23 protein-coding genes are annotated in these 17,822 nt (G+C 61.7%); 9 read left to right on the plus strand and 14 right to left on the minus strand.

Annotated features, from left to right (window positions below):
* Position 1: 1 nt before the first annotated feature.
* From atcB to VF684_RS12365, 5 genes are all read right to left on the minus strand, one after another.
* The gene (atcB, locus tag VF684_RS12345) at positions 2 to 769 is read right to left on the minus strand and encodes a cold adaptation protein AtcB (RefSeq protein ID WP_139440932.1); all 768 of its coding nucleotides are present in this window, start codon (positions 767 to 769) and stop codon (positions 2 to 4) included.
* Positions 770 to 781: 12 nt separating this feature from the next.
* Positions 782 to 1,324, minus strand: coding sequence for a cold adaptation protein AtcA (gene atcA, locus VF684_RS12350; RefSeq protein ID WP_113739871.1), 543 nt, complete (start codon positions 1,322 to 1,324; stop codon positions 782 to 784).
* 23 nt (positions 1,325 to 1,347) lie between these two features.
* Entirely contained in the window at positions 1,348 to 1,632 is a 285-nt protein-coding gene (gene atcJ / locus VF684_RS12355) for a cold adaptation protein ActJcold adaptation protein ActJ (protein WP_005343121.1), read from the minus strand.
* Between the two features lie 280 nt (positions 1,633 to 1,912).
* The gene (locus VF684_RS12360; protein ID WP_139440933.1) at positions 1,913 to 2,653 is read right to left on the minus strand and encodes an SDR family NAD(P)-dependent oxidoreductase; all 741 of its coding nucleotides are present in this window, start codon (positions 2,651 to 2,653) and stop codon (positions 1,913 to 1,915) included.
* A complete protein-coding gene (locus VF684_RS12365) occupies positions 2,650 to 3,528 on the minus strand; it encodes an NAD(P)-dependent oxidoreductase (RefSeq protein ID WP_139440934.1) in 879 nt (292 codons plus the stop codon). The genes VF684_RS12360 and VF684_RS12365 overlap by 4 nt, the downstream gene beginning before the upstream one ends.
* A gap of 130 nt (positions 3,529 to 3,658) precedes the next feature.
* Between VF684_RS12365 and VF684_RS12370 the strand changes: the two genes are divergently transcribed.
* On the plus strand, positions 3,659 to 4,483 hold the full coding sequence (locus tag VF684_RS12370) for a LysR family transcriptional regulator (RefSeq protein WP_201998092.1): 825 nt from the start codon (positions 3,659 to 3,661) through the stop codon (positions 4,481 to 4,483).
* Between the two features lie 76 nt (positions 4,484 to 4,559).
* Here VF684_RS12370 and VF684_RS12375 read toward each other — a convergent pair whose 3' ends face one another.
* From VF684_RS12375 to VF684_RS12390, 4 genes are read right to left on the minus strand one after another with little or no spacing between them, the layout of a single operon-like run.
* Positions 4,560 to 5,075, minus strand: a complete 516-nt coding sequence (locus VF684_RS12375) for a protein disulfide oxidoreductase (RefSeq protein WP_058057951.1) — start codon at positions 5,073 to 5,075, stop codon at positions 4,560 to 4,562.
* 3 nt (positions 5,076 to 5,078) lie between these two features.
* Positions 5,079 to 5,822: a DsbA family protein gene (locus VF684_RS12380; RefSeq protein WP_139440936.1), complete on the minus strand. Its 744-nt coding sequence runs from the start codon at positions 5,820 to 5,822 to the stop codon at positions 5,079 to 5,081.
* 9 nt (positions 5,823 to 5,831) lie between these two features.
* The gene (locus tag VF684_RS12385) at positions 5,832 to 7,874 is read right to left on the minus strand and encodes a protein-disulfide reductase DsbD family protein (RefSeq protein ID WP_139440937.1); all 2,043 of its coding nucleotides are present in this window, start codon (positions 7,872 to 7,874) and stop codon (positions 5,832 to 5,834) included.
* A 53-nt stretch (positions 7,875 to 7,927) separates the two neighbouring features.
* Positions 7,928 to 8,305 carry a hypothetical protein gene (locus VF684_RS12390; RefSeq protein ID WP_005335876.1) on the minus strand — a complete coding sequence of 126 codons (378 nt, stop codon included), beginning with the start codon at positions 8,303 to 8,305 and terminating at the stop codon, positions 7,928 to 7,930.
* 185 nt (positions 8,306 to 8,490) lie between these two features.
* On the opposite strand from VF684_RS12390, the gene VF684_RS12395 reads away from it, so the two are divergent.
* The 4 genes from VF684_RS12395 (at position 8,491) to pspG (ending at position 10,568) form a co-directional block, all read left to right on the plus strand.
* A complete protein-coding gene (locus VF684_RS12395) occupies positions 8,491 to 9,219 on the plus strand; it encodes a 1-acylglycerol-3-phosphate O-acyltransferase (RefSeq protein ID WP_201998093.1) in 729 nt (242 codons plus the stop codon).
* 210 nt (positions 9,220 to 9,429) lie between these two features.
* Positions 9,430 to 10,092, plus strand: coding sequence for a phage shock protein PspA (gene pspA, locus VF684_RS12400; protein ID WP_110303598.1), 663 nt, complete (start codon positions 9,430 to 9,432; stop codon positions 10,090 to 10,092).
* A gap of 2 nt (positions 10,093 to 10,094) precedes the next feature.
* Positions 10,095 to 10,301 carry a PspC domain-containing protein gene (locus VF684_RS12405; RefSeq protein WP_005335873.1) on the plus strand — a complete coding sequence of 69 codons (207 nt, stop codon included), beginning with the start codon at positions 10,095 to 10,097 and terminating at the stop codon, positions 10,299 to 10,301.
* Between the two features lie 48 nt (positions 10,302 to 10,349).
* Entirely contained in the window at positions 10,350 to 10,568 is a 219-nt protein-coding gene (gene pspG / locus VF684_RS12410) for an envelope stress response protein PspG (RefSeq protein ID WP_005335871.1), read from the plus strand.
* 90 nt (positions 10,569 to 10,658) lie between these two features.
* On the opposite strand, the gene VF684_RS12415 is transcribed toward pspG, so the two are convergent.
* Entirely contained in the window at positions 10,659 to 11,003 is a 345-nt protein-coding gene (locus tag VF684_RS12415) for a GIY-YIG nuclease family protein (protein WP_139440939.1), read from the minus strand.
* 44 nt (positions 11,004 to 11,047) lie between these two features.
* On the opposite strand from VF684_RS12415, the gene VF684_RS12420 reads away from it, so the two are divergent.
* Complete coding sequence (locus VF684_RS12420) at positions 11,048 to 11,782, plus strand: substrate-binding periplasmic protein (RefSeq protein WP_005354874.1); 735 nt, start codon at positions 11,048 to 11,050, stop codon at positions 11,780 to 11,782.
* Here the strand turns inward: VF684_RS12420 and rarD are convergent.
* Positions 11,764 to 12,654 (minus strand): EamA family transporter RarD, encoded by an 891-nt coding sequence (gene rarD, locus VF684_RS12425; protein WP_139440940.1) that lies wholly within the window; start codon positions 12,652 to 12,654, stop codon positions 11,764 to 11,766. The genes VF684_RS12420 and rarD overlap by 19 nt on opposite strands.
* Positions 12,655 to 12,753: 99 nt before the next feature.
* Between rarD and VF684_RS12430 the strand changes: the two genes are divergently transcribed.
* Positions 12,754 to 13,341 (plus strand): uracil-DNA glycosylase family protein, encoded by a 588-nt coding sequence (locus VF684_RS12430; protein WP_139440941.1) that lies wholly within the window; start codon positions 12,754 to 12,756, stop codon positions 13,339 to 13,341.
* Positions 13,342 to 13,345: 4 nt separating this feature from the next.
* Here the strand turns inward: VF684_RS12430 and VF684_RS12435 are convergent, their stop codons facing one another.
* On the minus strand, positions 13,346 to 14,203 hold the full coding sequence (locus VF684_RS12435; RefSeq protein WP_005335858.1) for a DMT family transporter: 858 nt from the start codon (positions 14,201 to 14,203) through the stop codon (positions 13,346 to 13,348).
* Between the two features lie 91 nt (positions 14,204 to 14,294).
* On the opposite strand from VF684_RS12435, the gene VF684_RS12440 reads away from it, so the two are divergent.
* Positions 14,295 to 15,185 carry a LysR substrate-binding domain-containing protein gene (locus tag VF684_RS12440; protein ID WP_042052463.1) on the plus strand — a complete coding sequence of 297 codons (891 nt, stop codon included), beginning with the start codon at positions 14,295 to 14,297 and terminating at the stop codon, positions 15,183 to 15,185.
* Between the two features lie 12 nt (positions 15,186 to 15,197).
* Here the strand turns inward: VF684_RS12440 and znuB are convergent, their stop codons facing one another.
* Together znuB and znuC are read right to left on the minus strand one after the other, a co-directional pair.
* Positions 15,198 to 15,977, minus strand: a complete 780-nt coding sequence (gene znuB, locus VF684_RS12445) for a zinc ABC transporter permease subunit ZnuB (protein WP_005354863.1) — start codon at positions 15,975 to 15,977, stop codon at positions 15,198 to 15,200.
* A gap of 21 nt (positions 15,978 to 15,998) precedes the next feature.
* Entirely contained in the window at positions 15,999 to 16,775 is a 777-nt protein-coding gene (znuC, locus tag VF684_RS12450; RefSeq protein ID WP_139440942.1) for a zinc ABC transporter ATP-binding protein ZnuC, read from the minus strand.
* 93 nt (positions 16,776 to 16,868) lie between these two features.
* Between znuC and znuA the strand changes: the two genes are divergently transcribed.
* Entirely contained in the window at positions 16,869 to 17,807 is a 939-nt protein-coding gene (znuA, locus tag VF684_RS12455) for a zinc ABC transporter substrate-binding protein ZnuA (RefSeq protein WP_139440943.1), read from the plus strand.
* The last annotated feature ends 15 nt before the right edge of the window (positions 17,808 to 17,822 follow it).

Below are 17,822 nucleotides of genomic sequence, written 5' to 3' on the forward strand. Positions count from 1 at the left end.
CTTAATCCAGAAAGCTGAACATGTCGTCGACGTCGCCGTACTCGTCTTCCTCGACCTTGTTCTTCTCTTTGGCCTGCATCACCAGCTCGGCGGCAAACTTGTTGATGATGCCGTCCCAGCTGGAGTGCTCGTTGCGCAGCAGCGCCTTGATGGCTTTCTCCACCTCGGGGGCCAGCTCGCGAATGAGCATCAAGAGGCTGCGCGGGTCATCCAGCGCGAAGTCGTGGACATCCTCGCTCTGCTGGCGTTCGCTGTAGCGCAGGGACTCTTCGAGATCTTCCTCTTCGGCGTGCAGCACGTCGCGATAGCCTTCGTCCTCTTCATAGCGATCGCCGCGATAGAACTCGATAAAGGGGATGGCGAGGTAGAAGAGACCGGCCGGATCTTCGGCCACGCACTCGAGGATCTCGCGCTGCTTGGCTTCGCTATCCTGGGTGCGGATCAGGTAGTTGAGAAAGTCGAAGGTGTGCTGTTGCAGCTCATCGGCGTTGTTCTTGATCGCCTCTTCCCAATAGAGCGGCTGCTGGCAGACGATGTCGCGGATCCGCTCCGGGGTCATCAGCTCGGAGATGATGGAGGGGAAGGAGATATCGTGCTGGCCGTTAATCTGGGTCAGGGTAACGATATCAATGTTTTCAATCACTTCTGCCAGCTGGTCGTCAGACATGGTCTTGGCGATCAGCTCGAACTTCTCGCTGGCCTGCTTCGGCTCGATAACGGCCAGCTCTTTGATCTCGATGGCGGTAATTTCTATCAGACTGTTGCTCATGCCTTGCCCCAATTAGAAACGGACTTCGTCGTACATATCTTGATCGCCGTCGTCATCACCATAGCGGTCACTGCCACCATGGTAGTCGGCGTCGGCATCTTCCCCGTCTTCATCTTCTTCGTCGCGCAGCTCATAGTCGTCATCACCGCGGTGGCTACCGCGGGGTAGCGGGTTGTCGAGCAGGAACAGCACGGCGCAGGCTTCCATCAGCTGATCTTCGCTCTGGGCCCGCACCGCCTTGACCAGCGGCAGGGCGGCGTTGTTGAAGCCGACGCTCACCTTGAACTCGTCCCAGCCCGGCTGCTCGCCGCTGGCGAGCCACTTGTTCCACTGCGACTTGGCCTTGGCCGGGAACTGCACCCGGCCATAGAGGGCCAGCGGCAGATACTCGGGCATAAACTCCAGCATGCTCATATCGGCCAGCAGCAGGCTCTTCATCTGGTCGGTGAACTGTTCCAGCCCCTTGGGGTCGTCCTGATCCCGGTAGGATTCGATGTTTTCGCTGGCATCGCTTTGCAGCGACTTGAGCCGCGCCTGGTCCCATCTCTTTTGCATAGTTGCTCTTTCTGCCTGCTGTTTCAGGGGTAGAACTGATCCCACATCTCCTGCATGGCGGAGGCGGGGTCGGTCACGATGACGTTGTTGAAATCCTTGATAAAGGCGGCCCGCTGTTTCGGATCGGACAGCACTTCATAGGCCTGCTTTACCTGGTGCAGCTTGATGGCTGCCTGCTCTTTCTCTTCTTCACTGGCCCCGTGCAGCTTGTCGGGGTGGTACTGGTTTGAGAGCCGACGATAGGCTTTCTTGATGTCGTTTTCGCTGGCGTTGGACTTGACGCCCAGCACCCGAAAGTAGTTGTTCATGGCAGATCCTGCATCACTGGCATCATAGGATTCACGCTGCGAGTGCCTGATGGTGGGGATTGGCAAACCAGGCACGGCAAAAACCCGTCATTTTAACGGAAACAGCCCGCCAACGCGATGAGTTGGGCGATCAATTAACGGGCTAGATGAAGAGGGGTCAGTTGAGTGCCTATTGTTGCCAGTCGGTCTGGCCAGTGCAAGGGCGGCGGGGCAAAAGCGATGAAAAAACGGGCAGAAAAGGAGCGGGCGGCAGGCCGGGGCGAGGCTGCCGCCGCAGGGGTTACTCCTCCCAGAAGGAGGCGGAGGTGTGGTAGATCATCTTCTTGCTCATCCCGCCATCGACCACCAGATTGGCACCGTTGATAAAGTCGTTGCGAGGATCCGCCAGAAAGAGGCAGGCGCGGGTGATGTCGTCGGGGCGACCGACCCGGCCACTCGGGTGCTGGCGGTGATCCGCCTCGGTCAGGGTGTGGTAATCCTCCGCCTGGATCCAGCCCGGACTGATGGCATTGACCGTGATGGGATGGTCGGCCAGCGAGTTGGCGAGGGACTGGGTGAGAGCGACCAGTGCCCCCTTGGAAGCGCCGTAGGCATCCCAACCTGGTTCGTTCTGCTGCCAGCGGGTGGAGGCAATATTGATGATGCGGCCATAGGGCAGATCGCGGTTGGCCTGCACAAAGGCGCGGGCGCAGAGCATGGCGCCGCGCACATTGACCGTCATCACCTGATCGAACTGGGCTGCGCTCAGCTCCTCGAAGCGGGTGTGGAACTTGCTGATGGCGCCGTTGTTGATCAGCAGGTGGATGCCGCCATGCTGCGCGCGCACCTCGGTAAAGAGGCGCACGATGGCCTGCTCATCCCGCAGATCGAGCGGGTGAAAGTGGATCTCGGGATGGTCGAAAGCGTGAGAGGCCAGATCGGTGGCGATCACCCGATAACCCGCCTCGGCCAGCCCAATGCAGAGTTGGCGGCCAATCCCGCCAGCGGCGCCGGTGACCAGTGCGATTTGTTTACCGTTCATTGTGCCGCTCCATTGCGCGCCCGCAGCACCTTGATCAGGGCCGACACCTCCTGCTGACCAAACCCTTGCGCCACCCCTTCCTCAAACAGATCGGCGGCAAAGCGCGGGAAGCGGCTGTCGATCCCGGCATCGGTGGCGTGACCGGCGAGGCGGCTGATGGCGGCGCTCCAGGTTTTCAGGCTGGCGTAGGGGTGATCGAAATCGCCGCTCGCCAGCGTCTTGCCAAGGTGGGCCACATCGCCACCCAAAATCGGTGAAAGCTCGCTGAACTGGGCGCACACCTTGGCTACCGGTAGTCCTTCCGCCTCGCAGATCAGCGCGCCGTGCAGAGCACCGAGCAGACCACCGGCAAAGTAGGCGGCAACTGCACAATCTTGCGCCGCGGCGGCGCCTACCGCCTCGGCCACATGGTCGAGGGTGGGGGCGAGCAAGCGCAGCACCGGCTCGGCCTCGCTAAAGGCAGCGCTGGCCCCCGAGCAGATGATGCTGGCATCGCTGGTGCCTATTTGATCCGGGAAACAGAGAATGGCGCCATCGAGATAACGGGCGCCGCGGGCGTGGCACCAGCTCTCCAGCGCTCTGGCCCCCTGCGGGCTGCCGGTGGAGAGCTGCACCAGCAGCTTGCCCGCCACGGCGTCGCTCGCCTCATCCAGCAACTGCTGGCTGACGGCGTAGTTATCGACGCAGACAAGGGTGATATCGCTTGCGGCGATGGCTGCGCCAACCGAGGGGGCGAGTGTCGCACCCAGCGCTTGCAGCGGGGCCGCCTTGGCGGCGCTGCGATTCCAGACGGTGACCGGATGGCCCGCCTTGATCAGGGTGGTGGCGAGGGCGGAGCCCATGGCCCCGAGGCCGATGACAGAGAGATGGCGCATGATGGCTCCTGGCAGTGTTGATAGACGCTGATATAGAAAATTGGGATGCCTTGTGGCAGGTAAGCCACTATATTTGCCCAGTGTCGCCGTGAAAAATGGCTTTTATGATTGTCTGGTATAGGTGAATTCTATGGATGTGCGAACCCTGCGTGCGTTTGTGGCTGTCTTCGAGGAGCGCAACATCACGGCGGCCGCTACCCGCCTCTTCATTACCCAGCCCACCCTCTCCACCACCATCAAAACGCTGGAGGATGAGCTGGGGGTGACCCTGTTTGTGCGGCAGGCGCGCGGGGTGGAGGGGACCGAAGCGGCGCACCGGCTCTATCCCCGCGCCAAGCGGCTGATCGCCGACACCGACTCCCTCGCCCGCGAGTTTCGTGAAACCTCCCCCTGCCTCGAGCTGACGGTGGGGATTGAGGCAGACCTTGGCGATGGTGTGGTGGGGGCGCTGGTCAACGGGGCGCTAGCCCACGAGGAGATCCTGCTGACTCTGGAGGAGGGCTGCTGTGGCGATGTGCGGCTGGGGTGTGAATCCCTGCGTTGCGGTGACGAGCTCTTTATCCCCCTGCTGGAGGAGGAGTTTGTGCTGGTGCTGCCGCCGGATCACCCGCTGACGGGCAAGGGATCGCTCACCCCGGATGCGCTGGCGGACGAGCCCTGGGTCACCTGCCCGCGCCACGACTCCCACCTGCGGCTGATCGCCATCCTCGGCAATCAGGCGCCACTCTATCCACGGCGGGCGGGGTCGCTGCGACTGGCGGCGACTATGGTGGCCGCCGGGGCGGGGATCGGCTGGTTGCCCCGTTCGCTTTGCCCGCCCGGTTGTACAGTCACCGAGCTGGCGGCCTCTTCCTTCAAGCGGCGGGTGGGGCTCTGCTACGCCCCCGATGCGCTGCGCTCGGCAGCGGTGACCGCCCTGTTGGAGCAGGTGCGCGGGATGCAGCTCCCCGTCTGATGTCGGGATAAATATGTCGGCATAAAAAAGGGCCATCCGGTGGGATGGCCCTGTTAAAGGCAACGAAGTTGCGTGGCTAGAGCGATGCCCACCAGAGCCGCAATTGCAAGCCCCACTTCGAGCTCCAGCCGGTGGTGCTGCTCACAAGCGTCCCATCCCTGATGACGAGGAAAGTCGGGGTGACCCCTACCTGCCACTTGGCGGCCAGCGCTCCCGACTCGTCGTTGTGGGTCGGGAAGGTGAGCCCCTTCTTGCTCATCCCCTTGGCTAACTGCTCCGAATTGCCGGAGCGCAGCGCCACCGTCAGCACGTTTTCCCCCTCTTGCCAGAGCTGCTGTACCGCCGGGGTGGTGAAACGGCACACCCCGCACCAGCTGGCCCAGTAGTAGACCAGCAGTGGCTTGCCTTGGCTTAAGGTAGCGAGATCCGTGCTGCTGCCATCCTGCAGGGTGACGGGGGCGCTCATCGCCCCCTCTGGCAGGGTTGGGCTGCGCCACAGATCGAGCAGGGTCGAGATGATCAGCGCCATCAGCAGCAGCCAGAGCGCCTCCTTGCCCCAGCGGCGCCAGCGGGGTTGAGGATTGGTGGTCATCCTTTACCCCTGCTTGGCCAGTTCGGCCTGCACTAGTTGCTCCAGCTCCTCATAGGGGATGGCGCCCGGTACCAGCTGGTTGCCGATAAGCGTCGCCGGTGTGCCCTGTACCCCCAGAATGGTGCCGATGCGCAGGCTGTTGCGCAGCTCCTCGGTCGCCTTGGCGGCCGGTTTGAGCGCGGTGTTGCCGGTGGAGGCCAGCGCCTTGTTGATGTCCGCCTCGGTCAGCATCCCCTGCTTGCTCATCAGCTTGTCGTGCAGGGTGAGGAAGCGGGCGGGATCTTGCTGCCACAGGGTCAGGCTGTATTGGGCCGCCTTGGCGGAGGTCTGCCCCTTGAACGGCAGCAGCTTGATCACCAGCCCCAGATCGTCCGGATAGGCCTTGAGCAGCTTGGTCAGCTGGGGATCGAACTGCTTGCAGTAGGGGCAGTTGTAGTCGGTGAACAGCACCAGCGTCAGCTTGGGGTTTTTGGCTCCCAGACGCGGGCTGGTGGCGCTGTTGAACAGCACATCCTTGTTGCCCTTGATGAAGTTGCCAAGCTGCGCCTCCTGGGCTGCCGCGTTCTGTTTCTCCCAGGATTCGGCGGCCTCGTCGAGGATCTTGGGGTTGGCGATCAGGGTCTCGCGGATCAGCTCCTTGATGCGCGCCTCCTGCTCCGGGGTGAAAGGGGCGGCGTGCAGGGCCGGGGCCAGCAGGGTTGCAGAAAGGGAGGCCAGCAGGGTCAGGGCGCTCAGAGTCGGTTTCATGATTACTCCTTAAAATCGGGTGGTGCCAGCCTGAAGCAGGCCAGCCTTGTGCAATGTGGTCAGCAGATCGTCCTTGTCGAGCAGGGGTGACAGCGTGACCCCCTGCGGCCACTCCGGGCCGTAAATCTGGTTGAAGGGGACGGCTGCCGCACCCCGCTTACGCAGGAAGGCGGCGATGGTGTCGCTTGGTTTGCTCCAATCGCCGCGCAGGGCCACCACATCGGGGGCCGAGAGGGCCTGTTGTACCTCATCGCGCAGCAACACGTTGTATTTGTTGGCCTTGCAGGTAACGCACCAGTCGGCGGTGACATCGATAAAGACCCGTTTGTTCTGGGCCAGCGCATCTGTGATGGCGCGTTCGGAGAGCGGCTGCCAGACCACCTTGTCAACGCTGGCCGAGCCCTGCGCGCTAAAGGCGCCGCTCAGCAGCAGGGGGCTGCCAATCAGGGCGGTAAGGGCGATCGCCAGCGTGAAGCCGCGCATGCCGTAACGCCAGATGATGCCAGCCAGCAGTGCCAGCAGCATGGCAACCATCAGCCAGCCGGTGGCATAGCTGCCGAGATGGTTGTCGAGCAGGCTGGTGAGCCAGAGGCTGGAGCCCAGCATCATCAGGCCGAGCAGGATGCGCAGATGGTTCATCCAGCGCCCTGGTTTCGGCAGCCAGAGGGCGAGCCGTGGCAGGGCTGCCACCAGCAGCCAGGGCAGGCTCATGCCAATTCCCAATGCCGTGAAGATCAGCCAGAGCTGGCCAAGTGGCGCCGCCAGCGCAAAGGCCACCGCGGTGCCGAGGAAGGGGGCCGAGCAGGGGGTCGCCAGCAGAGTGGCGAAGCTCCCCTGCAGGAAGTGACCGCCGAGGCCGTTGCCGCCGCTGGTGGCGAGGCGGGTGCTGAGGGCGCTGGGCAGGCGGATCTCGAACAGCCCCAACAGGTTGGCGCAAAACAGCAGGGTGACTAGCACCATCAAGCCGATAAAACCGGCGCTCTGGAACTGGATGCCCCAGCCGACGGCCCCTTGCGTGGCGCGCAGCAGGCTGCTCATGGCGGCCAGCACCCAGAAGGAGGCGATGATCCCGGCGCTGGCGGCGAGGAACTGCTTGCGCACCGTTCCCTGTTCACGCTCCTGATGTTGCAACACAGTTCCCAGCTTGAGCGCCAGCACCGGCAGCACGCAGGGCATCAGATTGAGGATGAGGCCGCCGAGCAGCGCCGCTCCCAGCAACCAGAACAGCGAATGGCTCTGGCCGGGCAGTGCGAGCGGCGCGCCGATTGTCTCCTTACCCTGCCATGCCTGTTCGCCACTGGTGAGCAGCAAGCCGAGGGATTGGCCGCGCAGATCCGGCGCATCCCCCTGCCAGCCATCGCTCACCGGCACCCGGGCGATCAGGGTGTTGCCCTCTACCTCAAGCGCCGGTTTGCCAAACTCGGCCCCCTCCAGAGCGTCGATAAAGAGCGCTGGTGATTGCCAGCCCTCTGCCCGCTCGGCGCGCAGTTGCAGCTGGTTGTGCTGATAACCGAGCTCGACCCGGGTTTCGGCAGGCAATTGCTGGGGCAGGGTACTCATCGCCTTCGCCCAGGCAAAATCGAAGTCGGCTGGCGCTCGCCCATCCACCGTGAGGGTGAAGGGAAAGTCGGTCAGGATGCAGACATTGCTGCAGGTGGAGAGGCGTAGAGTCCCCTTGAGCGGTTGCCCGGCGGGATAGTTGAGGCTGAGAGGGAAGGTCACCTCCCACTGATAACCCTGGGTGCTGAGCCCGGCTACCTCGAAGTGGCGTGGCGCCGGCCAGCGCCACTGAAAGGCACCGACCGGCTCATCCCAGAGGATCTGGGGGGCAATGCCCCCTTCTCCCGGACTGTGCCAGTAGGTTTTCCAGCCTGACTCCAGCTCGACATCGAGCAGGATGCGGGTCTGATCTGCCGTGCTGCGGTCGGCCTGCAGCCGTACCCTGGCGTGATCATTCTGTGGGCTGGTTAGCCAGCCCGTGTCGCTGGCCAATCCCATGGATTGCCACAGCAGACCGCCCAGTAGCAGGGCCGCCTTGAAGAGATTCGACATCTTTTTAGTCTCGCAAAAATTGAGTGACAGCTAACGAAAGAACGCTGCCGAACTCATTCCCGCCAGACGCAGAGGGTGAGGTGCAGACGCCGCTCGGGCGGCGAGATGACTCTGGGAGGGGGCAGTGGCGGTGTGTAGCGCCAAAGGGGGGCCAGCAGGGCGATCAGCACGGCCACGGCAAAGAAGAGCTGTTCGACGCAGAGCAGGGTGGCGGCGCTCAGCCACTTGCCGTTGAGCTGGCAGCTGGTGGGCTGCGGGCTGGCCGGTTTGGCATCCTCTTGATCTGTTGCCGAGCCTGGAACAGGCAGTGCCTGACAGCTGAGGGCGTGATCGAGCAGGGCAAGCCGGGCCAGCGGCTGGGCCGCACAATTGAGCACCAGCAGGCAGACCAGCAGCAGGAGATGTTTCGCTACCCGTTGTTGCAAAATCATGTTCGCCCCGTCCATCAAGATGGGGCCATCCTAACGACCAATGGCGGGTGGGGCAAGTCGGCGGCGTATTGATGAGCAGTACTATGGGTGGCGCGACGGGGAGGGTGGTCGGTTCTGTTTGGCGAACGCTTGTTCGCTAAAAGGGGGATCAGTATACTGCGCCGAGTTAAAACTCGAGGTGTTCGATGCTCAAAATTGCCCGTGTGCTGCTGCTTGGTCTGCTGCTCATTTTCTGGTTCCTGTTCGGCCTGCTGCTCTGTCTGGTTCGTCCGCGCCATCCCAACAACGTCTATGTCTTCGCTCGCATGTATCACGCGGTCTGCCCGCTGATCGGGCTGCGAGTCAAGGTGACGGTGGCCGACGAGGTCAAATCGGTCGGCCCGGCGGTCTACGTCTGCAACCACCAGAGCAACTTCGACATCTTCACCGTGACCGGTGCGGTGCAGCCCGGTGTGGTGGCGGTGGGCAAAAAGAGCCTGCTCTGGCTGCCGCTGTTCGGCCTTATCTTCTGGCTCTCCGGCAACGTGCTGATCGACCGCTCCAACCGCTCCCGTGCCATCGGCACCATAGGTCAGGTGGTGGATCGCATCAAGAACCGCGGCACCTCCATCTGGATGTTCCCGGAAGGGACCCGCTCCCAGGGACGTGGCCTGCTGCCGTTCAAGGCGGGCGCTTTCCACACTGCGGTACAGGCTGAAGTTCCCGTGGTGCCCATCGTCTGCTCCAGCTACTTCGGTCAGGTCGACCTCAATCGCTGGGATAACGGCGAAGTGCTGGTGGAAGTGATGGCCCCGGTCTGCAGCAAGGAACACGGTGCCAGCGGCATTCGCGATCTCTCCGACACCTGCCGTGCCAGGATGGAGGCCAAGCTGACCGAACTGGACTGCAAGCTGGGCCACAGCCACGCCGCCTGACGGATAGCGCAGACGCATCGACAAGGGAGCCACAGGCTCCCTTTTTTGTTGGTAAAAATCACCACAAGGTTGGCTATTCTCACCAACAACCCCTTCTTGAATTTCCTCAGTAAATTCCCATCTATATGTAAAACAACAATAATTTTTCTTGGCACGGCTCTTGTAATGCTATGGGAAGAGATAGCCATCCCATCAACAAGGAGCCAGACCATGAGCGTATTCAGCCGCCTGACCGACGTGATTAATGCCAACCTGCACAGCCTGCTCGACAAGAGTGAAGAGCCGGAGAAGATGCTGCGCCTGATGATCGAAGAGATGGAGCAGGTGCAGGTCGAGATGCGTACCCAGGCCGCCCGCGTGATTGCCGAACAGAAACAGCTGGAGCGTCACCAGCAGGCGTTGCAGGCGCAGATCCTGGAGTGGTCGGCCAAGGCCGAGCTCGCCATCCAGAAGGGGCGTGAGGATCTGGCCCGTGCCGCCCTCACCGAGAAGCTGGCGGAGGTCAAAAAATGTGAACAGCTGGAGCAGGACAAGGCCCGGGTCGCCGAGGTGCTGGCCCAACTTACCGCCGACAGCGAGCGACTGGCGGCCAAGCTGACCGAGGCCCGCGAGAAGCAGAAACTGCTGACCCTGCGCGAGCAGACAGCCCACAGCCGCATTCGTGCCCGCGCCCAGGTGGACAACCAGCGCATGCATGAGCTGATGGCGCGTTTTGACGGTTTTCAGGGCCGGGTCGATCAGCTGGAAGCCCAGCTGGAGGCGGCCACCCTGGGGCAGAATCCCTCGCTGGAGGCACAGTTCCGCGAGCTGGAGCTCAATGACGAGATCGAGCGCGAGCTGGCTCGCCTCAAAGGCCAGAAGGCGGAGGCGTAATCATGAGCCCCTGGCCCAAGGATCTGGTGCATCGCAAGCTGACCGGGGTCTGCGCCGGTATTGCCAGGCGGTTGGGGGTCTCCAGAGTCACGGTGCGGGTGGTGGCACTGCTCGCCCTGATCCTGATGCCGCCGCTGGCACTGGCAGCCTATCTGCTGGCGGTGCTGGTGATGCCGCCCCGTTATGAATTGAAGCGCTGGCTGGATTGACCGAAGGGTTGATCAGCCGGCAGACAAAGTACTGATAAGGAGCAAGTTATGCTGGAATTTTTCATCTTGCTGGTGGTGCTGCTGGTCATGGCACTGACCGGTTTTACCCTGGTAGCCATGTTGCTGGTGAGCGGTCTGTTCGTGCTGCTTGGGGCGCTGGGCGGCATGCTTGCTCTGATCATCAAGCTGGCCCCCTGGTTGCTGCTGGTGCTGGCGGTTTGCTGGCTGATCAGCAACCGCAGCAAGCGTTCCAATACCTACCTCTAACCCGCCTGAGGTTGTGCAAGACGTTGTGTGATGCTCCCTGATTTCCCCTTTCCGGCCACTCATCGAGTGGCCTTTTTTTGCCTGCATCCCTTAAGGCCGAGTCGTTTCGGTTAACCACTGCGCGCTCCAGCTCTGCCAGAGTGCCGGGCTTTTTATCAGCTGCTCCTTGAAGGATTTTGGCTGCTGTTTGAGGCGGTATTCGATGCGCAGGGCCGCCCCCTTCTCGCCGACTTCCTGTTGCCACGCCAGCGTTAGTGGACCCTTGCCGCGCAGGGCGCGAGCGCCCTTGCCACTCTGGTGCTGGCCCAGACGGCGCAGCGGGTCCGTGCTAATCCCGGTATAGAGCAGGCCGGTGGCAGTACGCACCATATAGACAGACCAGCGGGAAGGGGTGGATGGTTGCGGCGCTGGAGTGGTGGTCGCGGGTTCTCTCATTCAAATTCTCTGTGCCAAACTCAGAGGCAGCTCAAGGAGGTGCGATGAGAGTCTGGTTTTGGTTGTGGTTATTGTTGTCGGTCCCGGCTCTGGGGGAGACGATCCGTCTCTACGATTACCATCAGCATCCCCCCTTCAACACCGGAGTGGATGCAGGGCTGAGCCGCGAGCTGGTCAAGTATCTCAATGAAAAGCTGGGGGGTGAACCCAGAATCGAGCTTTGGTTGGTCAATCGCGCCCGACTGGCGCTGGAGATGGCGGATCCCGACTTTGACGGTCTGGTGGTCTGGGTCAATCCCGCCTGGGTGGGGGATCCCCATCGCGAACGCTATCTCTGGACTTTCCCGGTGATGCGCGACACCAACGAGCTGGTCTCGAACATCGACAACCCGGTCACCTATCGCGGGCCTGACTCCCTCAAGGGGCTGGTGTTTGGCGGGGTGGAGGGCTACCGCTATCAGGGGATCGATGATGCGGCCAGCCGCGGCGAGCTGGTGCGTCAGGATGCCAAGAAGGTGAAGACCAATCTTGAGCTGCTGGTGCGCGGTCGCATCGATGTGACGCTGGTGAGTGGTTCATCGCTGGGTTTTTTCATCGACGCACAGCACTATCAGGGCAAGCTGTTTATCTCGCCCTTCCCCCAATCCAGCTATACCCGCCATATCCTGCTGCCAAAATCTCGCCCAGAGCTGCATGCCACCCTCAACGACATCGCCGAGCAGATGGACAGGGATCCCCGCTGGCACAAGGTGCTGGAGTCCTATCGCGGTACGCCCTGAGGGCGGCGCTTGAGCCGGTGCAGCGGTAACAGGCTCACCAGCAGACCTGCCCAGACAAAGGCGAAACCGACAGCCTTGATGGGGTCCGGCGCCTCACCAAACCAGTAGATGGCGAGCAGGAAGGCGAGGCTGGGCTCGATATATTGCAGCAGCCCCACAGTGCTCATCCGGGTTCTCGCTACTGCGTAGCAGAACAGCCCCACCGGCAGCAGGGTGGCGGGCGCACTGCCCATCAGCAGCAGCTTGTCGGCCAGATCCCCATTCACGAATGCCCCCTCCCCGTGCCACGCCAGCGTGCCGATGATGATCAGCGCGACGGGCAGTTGCACCATGGCTTCCAGATAGAGGCAGGTGCCGGTGTCGTAGTGGATCTTCTTCTTGATAAGGCCATAGCAGGCGAAGTTGGCCCCCATGATGAGGGAGAACCAGGGGAGCTGGCCGTAGCAGAACAGCATGTAGGCGAGACCCGCCAGCGCCAGGGCGACCGCCAGATGCTTTTGCGGGGTGAGTCGCTCTTTGAGGAAGATGACGGCGAATACGATATTGAACAGCGGGGTCATAAAGAAGGCGAGGCTGGTGGTCAGCACTTGCCCGGTAGTGAGGCACCAGGTGAACATGCACCAGCTGATGGACATGACGGGGCCCGCCAGCAGAATGAGGCCGAGCTGGCGCGGTTCGCTGCGCAGTTGTGCCCAGGGCACCTTGTGGCCAAGCAGCAAAAACAGGGCACCCAGCAGCACCACAGACCAGAGCACCCGGTGGGAGATGAGCTCCCACATGTTGACCTCGGGCATGAATTGATAATAGAGCGGCAGCATCCCCCACAGGATGAAGGAGAGGGTCGCGGTGCCGGTACCTAGCCAGTTTTTCATTATTGTCCGTTTATTAAATTAAACGCTCATGGCGATAGTAGGGCGCGCGCCCTGTTTCCACAAGAGGGAAAACAGGGAAATGCTGGTACTATCAACGTCATGCAGCGAATCGATAAGTTGTTTGAACAAATCAGGGCCTGCCGTCTGTGCGAGGCTCATCTGCCGCTGGGGCCTCGTCCGGTGATCCGCGGGGCCGAGAGTGCCCGTTTGCTGATCATCGGTCAGGCGCCCGGCACCCGGGTGCATGCCAGCGGTATCCCGTGGGATGACCCCTCCGGCGATCGCTTGCGCCATTGGCTCGGTGTCGATAAGGCCACCTTTTACGACGAATCCCGCATCGCCATCATGCCGATGGGGCTCTGCTATCCCGGCAGGGGAAAATCCGGCGATCTGCCACCGCGCCCCGAATGTGCGCCCACCTGGCATGACAAGGTACTGATGCTGTTACCCAACATCGAACTGACCCTGCTGATCGGCCAGTATGCACAGGCCTACTACCTGCGGGGGGCGGCCAAGGGATCGCTCACCGACACGGTGCGCAGCTGGGCCGACTATGGCCCCGGCTGGCTGCCGTTGCCGCATCCCTCCCCACGCAATACCCTCTGGCTCAAAAAGAATCCCTGGTTCGAGGATGAGATCGTCCCCCATCTGCAGCAAAGGGTCGCCCCTTTGCTGGAACGACCCTGAGCGCTTAAAGCGCCGGTTCGGCCAGCGGTTTTGGTTTGCTGCGGGCCATGGCGATGAGCGGCAGGACGATGCAGATACAGCCCAGCAGCAGCGGCAGGCCCGGTTGCTCGTCAAACAGCCACACCCCGATGGCGACGGCCATCAGCAGACCGGTATATTCCGCCGAGGCGATCTTGCTCGCCTCCGCCTTGCGATAGGCCACTACGCACAATCCCGCATAGACCATGATCAGCGCCGACGAGCCGAAGGCGGGCCACCACATCTGCCACTGCCAGTCGCCCCCTTCCCACAATGCCAGCGCCAGAATAAAGGGCATGCTCAGCACGTTGGTGAAAAACAGGGTCTGGGCGATGGGCTGCTTGAGCGGGATCCGCTTGATCAGCAGGTTGTTGAGCGCCATCGACAGCGCCACCCCCAGCGCCGCCAGCGCGGCCCAGTTCACCTCGGTCGGGCGCAGCACGATCAAAACCCCGATAAATCCGATGACTGCGGTCAGCACCTTCTGACGCGAGATCGCTTCCCCCGCCATCCACACCGCCAGCGGCACCATCATCAGGGGGGCGGCATAGAAGAGGGCATTGGCGGTAGCGAGCGGCAAGCGGGTGAGGGCCACCACCATCAGGCAGACGCCGACCGCCCAAATATGGGCCCGCAGCAGGTGCCACTTGATGGCCACCGGTGGGTTGCGGCGCCATGACCAGAGCAGCCAGGGCATCAGCAGAATGGCGGCCGAGAGCTGGCGGAAAAAGACAAACTGGAAGATGGGCTGATCCGGCTCCAGCACCTTGACCAGCGCATCGGAAAAAACCGCCACCATATTGCCCAGCACCAGATAAAGGATGCCGATCCCTACTGCATTCATACCACCTCCCACTTCAGATGGGCGGAGGGTAGCGTGCCGGTTGATATCCAGTAAAATGATAAAAAATGACCACTCATGAGATATTTAGATAATGAAGCTTCCTCCTCTGCGTGCGGTGCAATATTTCGAGGTGGTGGCCCGGCTGCTCAGCTTCTCCCGCGCCGCTCTGGAACTGAACGTCAGCCAGAGTGCGGTCAGCCACCAGATCCGTCTGCTGGAGGATTTTCTGGGTGAGCGCTTGCTGCTGCGTCAGGGGCGGTTGCTCTCGTTGACACCCCAGGGGGAGAGTTATTTCGAGGGAATTGCTGCTGGGCTCAGCCAGATTGCCCAGAGCAGCGAACAGCTGCGTGGTGGTGGCGAGATGCGAGTCCGGCTCGCGGTCTACAGCTCGTTTGCGGTGAAATGGCTGATCCCGCGGTTGGCCGGATTGCGCCAACTCTACCCCGAGCTGGATTTGAGTCTGGAGATGGTGGCGGAAGACCCCGAGCTCTCCGATCGGGTGGCGGACTGCTTTATCACAGTCTCACCCCACGGGCGGGGCTACTGCCACGACCTTATCTATCAGGAGCGGCTCTTTCCGGTCTGCAGTCGCCGCCTGTTGCAGCAGATCAGCGGGGAGTGGCCCGAGGCCATTTGGCAGTTGCCGTTGCTTTCGGTGCAGTCCATCTACAAGGCGCGGGGGGAGGATTGGCAGCGCTGGGCCAAGGCGGGCGGGCTGGTGATCCCGGACGAGGCGCGGATGCACCATTTCAGCCATGTGCTGCTGGCGATGGAGGCGGCGGCCTGGGATCAGGGGGTGGCATTCGTGAATGATTACATGCTGCGGCCCGATGATCCCCAGCTGGTGGCCTTGCCGGTACACCAGCTGGAGACGGGGGATGCCTTCTACTTTACCTGCAAGCGCTCGCGGGCCCATGAGCCCGCTATCAGCCGGTTGCGCCAGTGGCTGATGATGGAGACACGCCAGAGCATGCCGTTGTAATTGCTCGGGTTATCAGGCTCTCTTGAACTGGCTTAGGACAAACAGGCTGGTGGCACAGACGACGACCGAAGGCCCGGCCGGGGTGTCCTGATACCAGGATAGGGTCAGCCCCCCCAGCACGGCGAGACAGCCGATCAGCGCGGCAAAGCCAGCCATCTGCTCCGGCGTCTGGCTGAAGCGGCGGGCGGTGGCGGCGGGAATGATCAGCAGGGAGGTGATGATCAGCGCGCCGACAAACTTCATCGCCACGGCAATCACCAGCCCGATCAGCAGCATCAGTACGCAGCGCAGCACATCGACCCGGATCCCTTCTACCCGTGCCAGCTCTTCCGAGATGGTCATGGAGAGCAGGGGATCCCACAGTCGCCACAGGGTAAGCAGTACCAGCGCGCCACCGCCGTAGATCCAGAGCAGATCCATCGGTTGTACCGAGAGCAGGTCGCCGAACAGGTAGGCCATCAGATCCACCCGCACGTTATCCATAAAACTCAAGGTAACCAGACCGAGCGACAGGGCGCTGTGGGCCAGAATGCCGAGCAGGGTATCGGTCGCCACCTGCTGGTTGCGGCTCATGATCACCAGCAGCATCGCCATGGCGAGGCAGCAGACCACTACCGCCAGAGTGAGATCTACCTGCAGCAGGATGCCCAGCGCGATGCCGAACAGGCAGGCGTGGGAGAGGGTATCGCCAAAATAGGCCATCTTGCGCCATACCACGAAGCTGCCGAGGGGGCCGGCCAGCAGGGCGATGCCGAGACCGGCCGCGAGGGCGTATAACAGAAAGCTGTCCACTTGAATGTCCTGTTGCTTGCGCTATTTGCTGTGAGCGTTGTTGCGAGAAGGCAGGCGGATGACGGGAGCCTGCGGTTCATGATGATGGTGTTCGCCGTCGCAGTGGTGATGGTGGGTATAGACAGCCAGCACCTCCTGCTCCGGTCGCCCGAACAGACGGGCAAATTCGGGGTGGCGCGCCACGCTTTCCGGCTCGCCATGACAGCAGACGTGGCGATTGAGGCAGATCACCTCGTGGGTGCTGGCCATCACCAGATGCAGGTCGTGGGAGACCATCAGCACGGCGCAATTGAATTCGGCGGCGAGCTGGCCGATCAGGGCGTAGAGCTCGATCTGGCCGGTGATATCAACCCCTTGCACCGGTTCGTCCAGCACCAGCAGCTCGGGCTTGACCAGCAGGGCGCGGGCCAGCAGTACACGCTGCATCTCACCGCCGGAGAGCTTCTGCATCCGGTTCTCCAGCAACCCTTCGGCGCCCACCCGGACCAGAGCTTCCTCGATGGAGAGACGGCTGTTTTTGCCCAGCTGCAGGAAGCGGCGCACCGTCAGCGGCAGGGTGGGATCCAGATAAAGGCGCTGGGGCACATAGCCGACTCTCAGATCGCGGCTGCGGGTGATCTTGCCCGAGTCCGGGGTGAGCAGACCCAGCACCAGCTTGCTCAGGGTGCTCTTGCCAGCCCCGTTGGGGCCGACTAGCGTGGTGATTTTGCCTTTATTGAGGGTAAAGGAGACCTTGTCGAGCACAGAGTGTCCATCAAACGAGAGAGAGACCTCTTTCAGCTCTACCAGTTGGCTCATGACAACTCCGGGGTTTACAGCCAGTGAGAGTTATAATATAACAAAAAGCGGCTGTTATATTATCACATACTCACCCCCTGACGAGATTCACCAATGAGAATTATTGCGCTTTTCACTGCCCTGCTGGCGGTGAGTTTGCCTGTTCGTGCCATTGAGGTACTGACCACCATCAAGCCCCTTGGCTTCATCGCAGCGGCGATCACTGACGGCGTGAGCGAGCCCAAGGTATTGCTGCCGACCGGTGCCTCTCCCCACGATTTCTCCCTGCGTCCGTCCGATATTCGCAGCATCAACAGTGCCGATCTGGTGGTGTGGGTTGGCCCCGAGCTGGAAGGGTTTATGGCCAAGCCGCTGGCCAATCATCCCCATGCTTTGGCCCTGACTCAGGTTGAGGGAATGCCGCTGTTCAACTACGCGACTCAGGATAGTCATGACTCCCATGACCATGATGATCACGATCATGCCGCCCACGAGCACGGTAACCATGATCATGATGAAGGGCATGAGGGACATCATCACGAAGGGGTCGATCCCCATATCTGGCTTGGCCCGACGCAGGCCAAGGTGATTGCCAAGGCGATCGCAAGTGAATTGGGCAAGCTGGATCCGGCCAATCAGGCTCGTTATGACGCCAACCTCGCGGCATTTGTTACCAAGGTGGATGCCAAAGACAAGGTGATTGCTGGCCAGATGAAGGCGGTGAATGAGAAGGGGTACTTTGTCTTCCACGAGGCGTATGGCTACTGGGAGCGCCACTACGGCATGAGTTCAAAGGGTCACTTTACCGTGAGCCCTGAGCGTCGCCCTGGCGCCAAGACGCTAGTGGATATTCGCAAGGCGCTGGAAGAGAAGCAGGCGAGCTGCATTTATGCCGAGCCGCAATTCTCACCGGCTGTGATCGAATCGGTGGCACGCAATACCGGCGCCAAGGTGCTGTTGCTTGATGAGGTGGGTGAGCAGGTACCGCTCGGCCCGGATGGTTATCCCCAATTCATGCAGCAACTGGCAGACGCATTCGCCCAGTGTCGCTGATCAGCGGCTGAGCCT

Source organism: Aeromonas sp. Lyrl_2, assembly GCF_051948815.1.
Taxonomy (GTDB): domain Bacteria; phylum Pseudomonadota; class Gammaproteobacteria; order Enterobacterales; family Aeromonadaceae; genus Aeromonas; species Aeromonas veronii.